7 protein-coding genes and 1 pseudogene are annotated in these 12,860 nt (G+C 34.4%); 1 reads left to right on the top strand and 7 read right to left on the bottom strand.

Features of this window, described 5'->3' with window-relative positions; genetic code table 11:
• Positions 1-57: 57 nt before the first annotated feature.
• Positions 58-1,176, bottom strand: a complete 1,119-nt coding sequence (locus tag NGI30_RS04185; protein WP_251942805.1) for a citrate synthase — start codon at positions 1,174-1,176, stop codon at positions 58-60.
• Between the two features lie 352 nt (positions 1,177-1,528).
• Between NGI30_RS04185 and NGI30_RS04180 the strand changes: the two genes are divergently transcribed.
• Complete coding sequence (locus tag NGI30_RS04180; RefSeq protein ID WP_251519937.1) at positions 1,529-2,896, top strand: amino acid permease; 1,368 nt, start codon at positions 1,529-1,531, stop codon at positions 2,894-2,896.
• 238 nt (positions 2,897-3,134) lie between these two features.
• On the opposite strand, the gene pyk is transcribed toward NGI30_RS04180, so the two are convergent.
• The 6 genes and pseudogenes from pyk to dnaE all read right to left on the bottom strand — a co-directional run bounded on the left by pyk (position 3,135) and on the right by dnaE (position 12,841).
• Positions 3,135-4,895 carry a pyruvate kinase gene (gene pyk / locus NGI30_RS04175; protein WP_251519934.1) on the bottom strand — a complete coding sequence of 587 codons (1,761 nt, stop codon included), beginning with the start codon at positions 4,893-4,895 and terminating at the stop codon, positions 3,135-3,137.
• A 21-nt stretch (positions 4,896-4,916) separates the two neighbouring features.
• Entirely contained in the window at positions 4,917-5,885 is a 969-nt protein-coding gene (gene pfkA, locus NGI30_RS04170) for a 6-phosphofructokinase (protein ID WP_251519931.1), read from the bottom strand.
• A gap of 334 nt (positions 5,886-6,219) precedes the next feature.
• On the bottom strand, positions 6,220-7,170 hold the full coding sequence (locus NGI30_RS04165; RefSeq protein WP_251519929.1) for an acetyl-CoA carboxylase carboxyltransferase subunit alpha: 951 nt from the start codon (positions 7,168-7,170) through the stop codon (positions 6,220-6,222).
• Positions 7,163-8,029: an acetyl-CoA carboxylase, carboxyltransferase subunit beta gene (gene accD / locus NGI30_RS04160; protein WP_251519926.1), complete on the bottom strand. Its 867-nt coding sequence runs from the start codon at positions 8,027-8,029 to the stop codon at positions 7,163-7,165. The genes NGI30_RS04165 and accD overlap by 8 nt, the downstream gene beginning before the upstream one ends.
• 119 nt (positions 8,030-8,148) lie before the next feature.
• Positions 8,149-9,384: pseudogene (gene ystJ / locus NGI30_RS04155) on the bottom strand (NADP-dependent malic enzyme).
• A gap of 253 nt (positions 9,385-9,637) precedes the next feature.
• Positions 9,638-12,841, bottom strand: a complete 3,204-nt coding sequence (dnaE, locus tag NGI30_RS04150; protein ID WP_251519923.1) for a DNA polymerase III subunit alpha — start codon at positions 12,839-12,841, stop codon at positions 9,638-9,640.
• Between the last annotated feature and the right edge of the window lie 19 nt (positions 12,842-12,860).

Raw genomic sequence — 12,860 nt, 5'->3', positions numbered from 1 at the left:
GAAATCATTCAGCACTCATATATTGCATACCACTAAAGTACGCAAATCAATCAAATGTTATCTATTTTCAATAGGTTCATATGTTCTATAAGTTTCACCAATATAGTTTGCTCTTGGACGCATAATTTTATTATCTCTATATTGTTCTAAGATATGTGCAATCCAACCTGATGTACGACTTACTGCGAATATTGGTGTGAACAAGTCATGTTCAATATTTAAACTATGGTAAACTGTTGCACTAAAGAAGTCGACATTTGGAATTAAACCTTTTTCTTCTTTCATCTTATCCGCAATTGCAACAGAGATATCAAATAATTCACTTTGACCAGTTTCGCCTGTGATTTTCTTACTCATTTCTTTTAAGTATTTTGCACGAGGGTCTCCATCTTTGTATACGCGGTGACCGAATCCCATGATTTTTTCTTTATTTTCAATCTTCTTGTTAATATAGCTATCAACATTATCGATTGAACCAACTTCAGTTAACATGCTCATAACACGTTCGTTTGCACCACCGTGTAAAGGTCCTTTTAAAGAACCAACAGCTGCAACGATACCAGAATACATATCTGATAATGATGAAACTGCACATCTCGCTGTGAAAGCAGATGCATTTAATTCGTGGTCTGCATGTAAAACTAATGCTTTGTTAAATGCTTCTACTTCGATGTCACTTGGTAATTCACCACGTAACATGTATAAGAAGTTACCAGCATAGTTTAAATCTTTATTAGGTTGAACGATTTCTTTATCTTGTCTTGTGCGTGCATACGCAGTTACAAGTGATGCCATTTTTGCTTGGATTTTAATTGCACGATCCATTGTAAAATCTTCGCTTTCTTCGTCAGCATCTGAATCAAAATGTGCTATATATGACACTGATGTTCTCAAAGCAGTCATAGGGTGAACCTTAGAAGTCGAGTATTCTTTAAAGTGGCTATATACTCGAGGGTTAAGCGTCATGTACTCATGTAGCTTTTCTTTAAGATCTTGTAATTCTTCTTTATTAGGTAATCGGTAATGCCATAATAAGAAGATAACTTCTTCAAATTCTGCATTTTGAGCTAAATCATCGATATCATATCCAGCGTAAGTTAATTGGCTATCAATGATAGAACTCACTTTGGTTTCAGCGGCGATTACCCCTTCTAAACCTTTTTTTAACTCTGCCATATATAAATTCCCCTTTTCTATTTCATTATGAAATGGCTTTCAGCTACCATTATATCCAATCATTCGTAATTTGTGAATAATTATTGAACAATTGGATTAATTGTGTTTCATCATAAATAAAATCATACATCATATGCCTTATCAAACGTTATGCACGTTTTCGTCCTTATGACTCTATTTTAGTATGTATTTGACTTCACATCAATTTTTATACCTTTTTAATTCGTTATCATGATTAATAACTAATTATTAAGGTATTTTTAAATTTCAGAAATCTTGTATATAGAAAATAGTTGTTTTATTTAACTTCAAATAGCATAATAATAATTAACTAGATAAAGGAGTTATGCATATGGCAAAAAATCAATTACAAAGAGAACTAAGTAATCGACATATCCAGTTGATTGCAATTGGGGGAGCAATTGGAACTGGATTATTTTTAGGAGCAGGTCAAACAATCGCTTTAACCGGTCCCTCTATATTACTTACCTACATAATAATTGGATTTATGCTATTTATGTTTATGCGTGGTTTGGGAGAAATTTTAGTAAAAAATACCAATTTCAAATCATTTGCTGACATTACCAATGAATATATTGGTTCGTTTGCAGGGTTTGTCACTGGTTGGACGTATTGGTTATGTTGGATTATTACCGGCATGGCAGAAGTGACAGCCGTTGCAAAGTATGTGAGCTTTTGGTTTCCACATATTCCAAACTGGCTAAGTGCACTATTTTGTGTATTAGTCTTAATGTCATTAAACTTATTTAGCGCGAAGTTATTCGGTGAGTTAGAATTTTGGTTTTCACTTATTAAGATTATAACAATTTTAGCATTAATTATTGTCGGGGCAGTGATGATCATTCTCGGATTCAAAACACAATTTGGTCACGCATCTATGACACATTTATACGATAATGGTATTTTCCCGAAAGGTATTAGCGGATTTATGATGTCATTCCAAATGGCGTTATTCTCATTTGTAGGTATCGAATTAATCGGTGTAACTGCCGGTGAGACGAAAGATCCAAAAACTACAATTCCAAAAGCAGTGAATAATGTTCCAGTGCGAATTTTAGTGTTTTATGTTGGTTCACTTGCAGTAATTATGTCTATCATTCCATGGAATGAAATGAATCCGGAAGAGAGTCCATTCGTTAGACTATTTGCATTGATTGGAATTCCATTTGCTGCCGGAATCATTAACTTTGTAGTGTTAACAGCCGCGGCTTCATCATGTAACAGTGGTATATTCTCAAATAGCCGTATGTTATTTGGTTTATCAAAGAAAAATCAAGCACCACCGCATTTTTCTAAAACAAATAAAAACGGTGTACCGCACACAGCAATTTTTGTTTCTTGTGCATTATTGTTAATAGCAGCATTGTTAAACTACATTATTCCAAATGCAACATTAGTATTCACATATGTAACAACCGTTTCCACTGTATTATTCTTAGTAGTTTGGTCATTGATTATGGTAGCTTACATTAACTACCATAGACAAAATCCAAATGCTCATAAACAATTGGAATTCAAATTACCAGGTGGTAAATATGTTGCTTACATTATTTTAGCATTCTTCTTCTTAGTATTCTGCTTGTTATTTGTAAATACAGAAACAAGAATCGCAATTTACTTAACACCTATTTGGTTTATCATTTTAATCCTAATGTATATACGATATAAAAAAATGGCACTGAAAGAAGACAAAAAATAATAATATCTAGTTAGCGCATTTACAGACACTCGTTAAATACTTGTGTTTGTAAATGCGTTTTTTTAATCTAATGCATTAGCTTTTGATATAAATACAAAAATATTTATCGTCATCATCAACACATATCTAATACTTATTACTATAAAAAATCGATGATTCCTAGAACTCCAACTCTAGAAATCATCGATATCAATTTAATTTATTCGTTTAATATATAGTTTCTTCTCTAAACTTATGATTAAAGTACGTTTGCGTAACCTTCAAATATCTTACCATGATTTGCATCAACAGTAACAAGTGAATTGTTTTTAACAACATTTGCTACATTTTCAACGCCCACAACTGTTGGAATACCATTTTCTAATCCAATAATTGCGCTTGGTGAAGTGATGCCATTTTCTTCAGTAATTAGCCCTACTGCTTTTTCAATATAAGGTACGAATGATTCGTCGACTGAAGAAGTCACGATAACTGTTTCGGATAAATCTTTACCTTCAAGTTCACTCGCTTTATCAACAACCATTGTTGTACCTACTACAGAATTTCTACCAATACCTTGGCCTTTAGCAATTTCATCACCTACTAAGTGAAGTTTCATCATGTTTGTAGTTCCTTTTTCACCAGTAGGAACACCTGCTGTAATAATGATTAAATCACCGTTTTGAACTTTTTCAGTTTCAACTGCTGTCGCAACTGCATTGTTTAATAATGCGTCAGTTGTCTTACGTCCTTCTTTAACTACTGGATGGATCCCCCACACTAATTCACATTGACGTGCAGTTTCATGGCTTGGTGTAACTGCAATGATGTCAGAATGTGGACGATATTTTGAAATTGTACGCGCTGTAGAACCACTTTCAGTAGCTGCTACGATAGCTTTTACATTTAAGTTTAATGCAGTATGAGCAACTGAAACACCGATTGCATTAACTAAAGAAGTTTCTACTAAGTTCGTGCGATCAGATAATAATTTCTTATAATCTTGTGCGCCTTCTGCTGAGATGGCAATGTTACTCATAGTTTTAACGGCTTCTTCTGGATATTGACCGGCAGCTGTTTCACCTGAAAGCATAACTGCATCTGTACCGTCGTAAATAGCGTTCGCTACGTCACTTGCTTCAGCACGTGTTGCACGTGGGTTACGTTGCATTGAGTCTAACATTTGCGTAGCAGTGATAACTGGTTTACCTAATTTGTTACATTGTCTAATTAGGTCTTTTTGAACCATTGGCACTGATTCTGGAGGAATTTCTACACCCATGTCACCACGAGCAACCATTAAGCCATCAGCGACTTCTAAGATATCTTCAATGTTATCAATACCTTCTTGGTTTTCAATTTTTGGAATAATACTGATATTTTTATTATTTTGTTCTTCTAATAATTTACGAATATCTAATACATCACTTGGACGGCGTACAAAGCTTGCTGCGATAAAGTCGATGTTTTCACTAATACCGAACTTGATATCTTCAGCATCCTTATCAGTAATACCTGGTAAACTTACTTTAACACCTGGTAAGTTAACGCCTTTTTTATTTTTAAGCTCACCACTATTTAATACATCACATAGTACTTCGCCTTTATCTTTATTAATTTGCTTAACTTGTAATTCAATTAAACCGTCATCTAATAAAATATATGAGCCTTCATCTACATCATTAATAAGATTGTCATATGTTACTGAGAATTTTTCTGGTGTACCTTCTACTTCAGTCATACTCACGATAACTTCAGTGCCCTTTTCAAGTTCAATAGCACCGTCTTTCATGTTATGCGTACGAATTTCTGGACCTTTAGTATCTAATAAGATAGCTACTGTCTTACCTAACTTATCAGCTACTTTTCGAATTGAATCGATTCTCGCTTTATGCTCAGCATGATCACCATGTGAAAAGTTCAATCTTGCAACGTTCATGCCTGCTTTCATTAACTTTTCTAACATTTCTTCTGATTCTGAAGCTGGTCCTATAGTACAAACAATTTTAGTCTTTCTCATTATTAATGCCTCCCAGTATGATTAAATAGATAATTCTTTTGCTAAATTATAAATTGAATGTTCGAATTTTTGATTTTTAGCATTAAAAATCTCATCGAAAGGTGTGTCTGTTAATTCGTTATTCATTATGCCTACACCTACAGCTGTTTTTCCTGATAGTAATAATTCAACAGCATGGCCACCTAAACGTGAGGCTAATACTCGATCAGCACCACTTGGGCTACCACCACGTTGTATATGTCCTAATACAGAAACACGCGTATCGATGTTAATATATTTTGATAATTCTTTCGCACATGCTTCTCCAGACATGCAACCTTCGGCTACCATAACGATTGAATGTTTCTTACCACGTTTGATACCGTTGTCGATTTTTTCAGCAACGTCTTTAATATCTACATTTACTTCAGGTAAGATAATTGTTTCTGCACCAACAGAAAGTCCTGCCCAAAGAGCTAAATCACCACAATCACGCCCCATCACTTCAATAATAAATGTACGAGCATGACTTGAGGCTGTGTCACGAATCTTGTCGACACTATCAATGATAGTATTTAAAGCTGTATCAAATCCAATTGTAAAGTCAGAACCGTTAATGTCGTTATCGATTGTGCCTGGAACACCAATCGTTTGAATTTCTTTACATTCCTCACTGATACGTTGTGCCCCACGATAACTACCGTCTCCACCAATTACGACAAGACCTTCGATATCGCGTTTACGAAGGTTTTCGATACCCTTTTTACGCACATCCGCATCTTTAAATTCAGGACATCTCGCGGAATATAAAAAAGTACCGCCACGTTGTATCGTATCACCAACAGAACCGAGTTCTAACTTTTCAATATTGTCATTCAATAACCCTTGATAGCCTTGGTATACACCATAAACTTCAATGTTATTGTAAATCGCTTTACGCGTCACAGCTCTTACAGCCGCATTCATTCCTGGTGAATCTCCACCACTAGTCAAGACTGCTATTTTTTTCATGACGACATACCTTTCTTACATATTTTCTTATAATAAAAATACCATAATTTATTATGTGGTGCCATCAATATAGATTATTTAAATATATGAAAACGTTTTAACAACAAGTTTTCACACGATTTTCACAAAGTAAGCGGTTGCTTATTAGGAAGTGAAATCTTTTAACTTCACACTTATCATTTACCTTTTATTTAATAAATCTAAACAGTTTACACGACGAACAGATCGAACCTTTTTTACAAAATGAAGTAAACCAATTTATACTAAATGGTCATCATCTTAAATAGAAACACACCCCCTATGCACATAAGTGCATAGGGGGTTATCTCAAATATTATGATTCTTCTATATAGTCACCAATTTGTCTGAATTTATTATATCTATCTTCTATCAACTGATCTTTAGATAAAGTGTTTAATTCTTTTAGGTGTTTTTCAAAAGTTGATTTAATTGATTGGGCTTGTGTTTCTACATCGTGATGCGCTCCACCAAGCGGTTCATTTATAACTTCATCTGCAATATTTAAATCATATAAATCAGGTGCAGTGATTTTCATCGTTTCTGCGGCAATCTTAGCTAAATTACTATCTTTCCACAGTAATGCAGAAGCACCTTCAGGAGAAATTACAGAATATGTACTATTTTCAAGCATCAGTACGCGATTAGTGATACCTAAACCTAAAGCACCACCACTACCACCTTCACCAATAACAATTGAGATGACTGGTACTGTTAGCGAAGCCATTTCGACTAAGTTCTTAGCTATAGATTCACTTTGGCCACGTTCTTCGGCGGCTTTCCCTGGGTACGCACCTTTCGTATCGATGAAAGTAAAGATAGGACGATTAAACTTTTCAGCTTGTTTCATTAAACGTAACGCCTTACGATAACCTTCTGGATGCGCCATCCCGAAGTTTCGATAAATATTATCCTTAGTATCTTTACCTCTTTGTTGACCGATAACAGTTACAGGCGTGTTATTAAGGTATCCTATACCACCAACCATAGCTGGGTCATCACGGAAATTACGATCACCATGCAACTGTAGGAAATCATCAAAAATATAAGAAATATAATCCAATGTTGTTGGCCTTTCTGGTAAACGTGCTAATTGTACACGATCCCATGGCTTTAAGTTTGTATATACTTTCTTCGTTTCTCTATCTAACGAGGCTTCCAACATATCTATTTCTTCTTGTAAATCTACATCATTTTTTTCTTGCGATTCTTTTAAGGATTCAATTTTATTTTTTATTTCGAATAGGGGCTTTTCAAAATCAAGCATTTGTTTTCACCTCTTGATGCATATTTAAAATACTCGCTAGTGTTTCTTTCATTTCTTTACGGTGGACAACCATGTCAAGCTGACCGTGTTCTAAAAGAAATTCTGATGTTTGGAAATCATCTGGTAACTTTTCATTTATAGTTTGTTCTATAACGCGTCGACCAGCAAAACCAATTAACGCTTTCGGTTCACTAATATTGATATCTCCAACTGAAGCGAAACTTGCTGAAACACCACCAGTTGTAGGGTTCGTAATGTATGAAATATAAAGTAAACCTGCATCTGCGTGTTTTTTAAGTGAAACACTTGTTTTACCCATTTGCATTAAAGAGATGATTCCTTCTTGCATTCTGGCACCACCACTTGCAGAGAATAGGATAAATGGTAATCGGTGTTCTGTACAATGTTCGATGATGCGACAAATTTTTTCACCTACGACAGAGCCCATGCTCCCCATTCTGAAACGTGCATCCATTACGGCCACACCATATTCAATGCCATCTAATTTAGCTGTACCTGTAACAACTGCCTCTTTTAAATCAGTTTTACCCTGGTCTTTCTGAATCTTTTCCTCATAGCTTGGAAAGTCTAATGGGTTTGCAGAAGTCATGCCTTTATCAAACTCTACAAATGTACCTTCATCAGAAATCGCATCAATTCGATCATATGCTGTTAATGAAATATGATGATCACAATTAAAACAAACGTTTAGATTTTCAGCTAATTCTTTTGTATACATTATTTTTTTACATTTGGGGCATTTCGTCATTATTCCTGCTGGTACATCACTTTGATTAGAATCCGATACTGTTACATACTTTTTCTTTTTACTACTTCTATTGAAAAAATCTTTAAACATTAGTAAACCTCCACAAAATAACCATTGCTTTCTTAATTTAAAAAAGGCAAACCCAATTAATAGATACGATTAACATATCATATTAATTGGTGCCTCAACTTAATATTTTATAAAACTGATTAGCCGTTGTCTATCTCAGTTAATTTCATCGTCTTGTTATAAATTTCTTCTGGATCTACATCTACGCGTGCTACACCTGATTCCATCGCAGCCTTAGCAACTTCTCTAGCTACTGATGGCGCAACACGTTTATCGAATGGACCTGGTATACAATAATCAGGGTTTAATTCTTCTGGTTTAATCAAGTCTGCGATTGCTTCAACTGCTGCTTGTTTCATTTCTTCGTTTATGTGAGTAGCTTCAACATCTAAAGCTCCTCTAAAGATGCCTGGGAACGCAAGTACGTTATTAATTTGGTTAGGGAAATCAGAACGTCCTGTACCGATAACTTTTGCACCTGCTTCTTTAGCTGTATCAGGGTGAATTTCAGGGTTTGGATTCGCCATTGCAAAGATAATTGGATCATTAGCCATGGATTCTACCATTTCTTTTGATAATAAGTCCGCTACAGAAACGCCGATAAATACGTCCGCATCAGCGATAATATCACTTAAATTACCTTCTTGTTTATCTCTGTTTGTCCATTTCGCAACATATGATTTCGTATCATTCATACCAAATGAACGACCCTCGTAAATAGCGCCTTTTGAATCACACATAATCATATCGCGGACCCCGTAAGAGTATAATAATTTAACTATAGCAATACCTGCTGCCCCAGCACCGTTAAGTACTACTTTAATATCAGATAAATCTTTATCAACGATACGTAGTGCATTAATCATACCTGCTACAGTCACGATTGCAGTTCAGTGTTGGTCATCGTGGAATACAGGAATTTTCGTTTCTTTTTTTAGTCGCTCTTCGATTTCAAAACAACGTGGGGCTGAAATATCTTCTAGGTTAATACCGCCATAGTTTGGCTCAAGTAATTTAACTGTATTGACAATTTCATCAGTGTCTGTCGTATTTAAAGCAATTGGTACACTATCTACACCTGAGAAGCTTTTAAATAATACAGATTTACCTTCCATAACCGGAATACTCGCTTCTGCCCCAATATTACCTAATCCTAAAACAGCAGTCCCATCTGTTACTACAGCAACTGTATTACTTTTCATTGTATATTCGAATACTTTTCTAGGATTTTCATGAATTTCTTTACAAGGTTCTGCTACACCTGGTGAATAAGCTAGACTTAATTCTTCTTTGTTCGTTACTTTAACTTTAGGTGATACTGCAAGTTTCCCTTTATTGCGTCTATGCATTTCTAAAGCTTCGTCTCTCAATGACATGAAATCTACCCCTTTACATTCAAAATAGAAATTATAATAATACTGTACATATATATTTTTATTACACTCTAACACAGAATACAAATGATAACGTTTACAGCGCTTAAATTCACTTCAACTCGTTAATAGTTGTAATAAAAACACATATGTGAATCAGATACTATTCAAATTATTTTCTTAAAAAATATAAACTGATGGAGAATTAAACATTAACCATCAGTTTACTATAACACAATTCATATGGCCGTTAAAGTTATATAATCCTAATGTTCCAAGGCGTGACTTTGTCTATTAGTGCTTGAATGATTTCGAGATCTTTATTTACAAATCCAATTGTTTTAACTGTTTGTCGTTCACCTTGTAACACTTGAACTGGTATATGTGATTCCCCCTTAGAATGAGAGAGCATATTTTCTAAAACAGTTAAGTCTTCTACATTACGAATGACAATACTTCGTGCAGAGTTTATTTTATGAGATTCAAAGTCATCACTTGTTTCTATTTGGTTTACGATGAGTTGTGGCTTATTATTTCTCGTTTCGAATTTCCCCCTCACGATATACGTTTCTTCATTTTGAAGTAATAGTTCATAATTTTTAAAGCTCTGAGGAAATACGACGCCATCTAAATTTTGTAATCCATCGTTTAACTGTATAAACGCCATATTTTGACCATTTTTCGTTCTTATCTTTCGCACACTATCAACTTGAGCCATAATCGGTTGGTTATCTTTGGCATTATTTAATTTAAAAATACCCAAGTATTGTTTTTGTTCGAAAAATTTCTCCACAGGGTGCGTCGTAACATAAAAACCAAGATATTCCTTCTCATACGCACTTAGTGTCTTATCAGGTAGCTCTTCCTTTTCTTCATATGAGGTTTTTGGCGTTAACCTTTCAATAATAAAGCTATCTTGTTCAACTTGACTTACATCATCTAATACTTGATCAATCGTCTGTAATAACGTCGCCCTATTCTTACCTAAAGTATCAAATGCACCTACCAATATAAGTGCCTCTAACAACTTGCGAGATTTAACGCGTTTGGAAAGGCGTCTGGTAAAATCTATAAAATCATCATACGGCCCATTTTTCTTACGCTCATCTACGATAATTTTAACACTTTGGTATCCAACACCTTTAATCGCACCAAGTGAAAGATAAATACCTTTAGAAGTTGCTTTATAAAACCAATGACTCTCATTAACGTTAGGTGGTAACACATTTAATCCTTGTTGCTTTGCTTCTTCCATTAATTGCACCGTTTTTTTCTCATTACCTATATTATTGCTAAGTATTTGTGCGTAAAAATAATTTGGAAAGTAAACCTTTAAGTAACACATAATATAAGCTATTTTTGAATAACTAACGGCATGTGCTCTAGCAAAACCATAGTCAGCAAACTTCAATATTAAATCGAATATCTGACCACTTAAATGTTCGCTATAGCCATTTGCTAAGGCACCTTGAACAAAGTGTTGACGTTCACTTTCTAATACAGTTCTATTTTTCTTACTCATTGCTCGACGTAATATGTCCGCTTCTCCGTAATTGAAATTAGCGAATTTACTAGCAATTTGCATGATTTGTTCTTGATATATTATTACACCGTAAGTATTTTTCAAAATTGGTTCTAAATCTTCATGCAAATACTGAACCTCTGAAGGGTTATGTCTTCTAGCAATATACGTCGGAATCTCTTCCATTGGACCTGGACGATACAATGAAGTCACAGCTATAATATCCTCAAAATGTTCTGGTTTCAGCCGTTTTAACACGTTGCGAATGCCATCTGATTCTAACTGGAATATCCCTGTTGTATCGCCTCTTGATAATAATTGGAATACCTTTTTATCATCGAATGGAATAGATTCTATATCTATATGAATGTCTTTCTCGCGAGCAACTTGATCGATGACTTGATGAATAATAGATAAATTTCTTAAACCTAAAAAATCTATCTTCAATAATCCGATACGTTCTGCTTCGGTCATCGTCCATTGTGTTAAAATCCCGCCGTCACCTTGTGTTAATGGCGCATATTGGTAAAGAGGATGATCATTAATAATAATCCCTGCAGCATGTGTAGAAGTGTGTCTTGGTAATCCTTCTAACTTCTTACAAATTTCAAACCAACGTTCATGTCTATGATTACGGTGTACAAATTGTTTGAAGTCTTCTTGTTGATAAGCTTCATCTAAAGTAATACCTAATTTATGAGGAATTAATTTAGATATTTCATTCAATGTGACATCATCAAATCCTACTACTCGACCAATATCTCTCGCTACGGCTCTAGCAAGTAAATGTCCGAAAGTAACTATACCAGCTACATGGTGCGTACCATATTTTTCTTGTACGTATTGAATGACTTGATCTCTTTTTGTATCTTCAAAGTCAATATCAATATCTGGCATTGTGACACGTTGCGGATTTAAAAAACGTTCAAATAATAAATTATATTTTATCGGATCAATCGTCGTTATATTTAATAAATAACTCACTAGTGCGCCTGCTGATGAACCACGACCTGGACCGACCATAATACTATTCGTTTTCGCAAAGTGTATTAAATCACTTACAATTAAGAAATAATCCTCGAATCCCATACCCGTAATGACATCATATTCATGTGATAATCTTTCATAGTAAGTGTCATACTGTTGGGGTGAAAGATTAAGGTTATTTAGAGCTTGTTCTAATAATTTCCATAAATATTGTTTAGAAGATTGTTGATTAGGAGTTTGATATTTAGGTAGTAGCGTTTGATTAAATGTCATTTCAGCACGGCAAATGTTTTCAATTTCTAATGTTTGTTGCCATATAGCGTCATTGACTTCTAAATGTTGTAACTCCTCTTGATTATAAAAATGCTCTTCTCTAGAACCATGTTCATTCACAAGATCTAACTTACTATTATCTCTAATAGCTGCTAACGCATAAATTGTATCTGCATCTTCAGGATTTAGATAATAAGCATTTTGAGCCCAAACTTTAGGACGTTTTATCTCACTTTGACTCGTATGATTTACGTATATGTGCTCTATTTCATCAAATTGTTTAATAATTGTTTGGTGTTCCTCTGATGCATTTTTAAAGATAACTACGAGATCTTTCACGTACTTTTTCAACCATTCTATTGGCGTTTCACGCTTATCCTTCAACTTAAGCGCTGAAGAAAGTTGATATAAATTTTTCAAACCATTATTATTCTTAGCGAGAACGACCGTTTCAATATCATATAACCCATCTGTGACATAAATAGTCATACCAAATATTGGGTGAATATTAGCTTCGATACATGCATCGTAAAATTCAATATAACCATATAATACATTTGTATCTGTAATAGCTAAAGATGTATAACCTTGTCGTGCTGCTTTTGACACAACTTCTTTGATTTTCAGGCTAGAATGTAATAGATCGTATGCTGTGTGAATATTCAAATGCACTGACATGAGAAACACCTCTTATTAG

Source organism: Staphylococcus sp. Marseille-Q5304 (assembly GCF_943737015.1).
Classification (GTDB): Bacteria; Bacillota; Bacilli; order Staphylococcales; family Staphylococcaceae; genus Staphylococcus; species Staphylococcus hsinchuensis.
Note: the sequence above shows the minus strand (reverse complement) of the source record. Positions and strands in the feature narration are given on the sequence as shown.

Excerpts from the sequence above, each read along its gene's own strand:
- NGI30_RS04185 (WP_251942805.1), bottom strand. The coding sequence starts at position 1,176 with ATGGCAGAGTTAAAAAAAGGTTTAGAAGGGGTAATCGCCGCTGAAACC.
- NGI30_RS04180 (WP_251519937.1), top strand. The coding sequence starts at position 1,529 with ATGGCAAAAAATCAATTACAAAGAGAACTAAGTAATCGACATATCCAG.
- pyk (WP_251519934.1), bottom strand. The coding sequence starts at position 4,895 with ATGAGAAAGACTAAAATTGTTTGTACTATAGGACCAGCTTCAGAATCA.
- pfkA (WP_251519931.1), bottom strand. The coding sequence starts at position 5,885 with ATGAAAAAAATAGCAGTCTTGACTAGTGGTGGAGATTCACCAGGAATG.
- NGI30_RS04165 (WP_251519929.1), bottom strand. The coding sequence starts at position 7,170 with ATGCTTGATTTTGAAAAGCCCCTATTCGAAATAAAAAATAAAATTGAA.
- accD (WP_251519926.1), bottom strand. The coding sequence starts at position 8,029 with ATGTTTAAAGATTTTTTCAATAGAAGTAGTAAAAAGAAAAAGTATGTA.
- dnaE (WP_251519923.1), bottom strand. The coding sequence starts at position 12,841 with ATGTCAGTGCATTTGAATATTCACACAGCATACGATCTATTACATTCT.